The sequence below is a fragment of the Wandonia haliotis genome, from assembly GCF_039523435.1.
Classification (GTDB): Bacteria; Bacteroidota; Bacteroidia; order Flavobacteriales_D; family Crocinitomicaceae; genus Wandonia; species Wandonia haliotis.
The window spans coordinates 1-508 of sequence record NZ_BAAAFH010000024.1 but is presented as its reverse complement, the minus strand read 5'-3'; the positions used below and the strand labels follow the sequence as shown (position 1 = coordinate 508).

The window sequence follows — 508 nt, the reverse complement described above, 5'->3', positions numbered from 1 at the left end:
CCATCATGGATTCACTCACAAACCATCAGGTTGGGGTATCCGTTCGCGATTTTACTGTAAACGCCATTGGTTTTGATAGAAATGAGTACACAAGACTGGCGGATGAACTGATTGGGCTATATCTGTTGGATACAACGATGGCTAGTTCGCTCGACAGCGTGGAAATGCTACTGCAACGGGAGTTTTCCGGGGTAGAGCAGACCAAAAGAATGATCGGATATTACCTGATGACAGGGGATTCCCTTTCAGCGGATACGGAACTGGCGGCGTATGATGCTGCGGTGGGTAAAGATACCTACTATGAAATGGCAACACTCCTGATCGACCATGGAGGGTCTGTTTCGAATTTGGCAGAAGCAGTGGCATCGGATACGTTCCTGTTACAAGATGTGGAAGTGATCGCTGCGGATTCTTCACAAAGGAGTATGCGTACAGCTGCACAGGCGTTGTTGGAAATAGCTGTGGGACACGAATACGAGCGGGAGATCGAACCGCTGATTTTCGATAA

General features: G+C 48.4%; 1 protein-coding gene. It reads left to right on the top strand.

Annotation, left to right across the window (positions count from 1 at the left end; genetic code table 11):
* Positions 1 to 508 (top strand): hypothetical protein (locus ABDZ97_RS17470; RefSeq protein ID WP_343791049.1); only part of this gene is annotated, 508 nt, incomplete at both ends.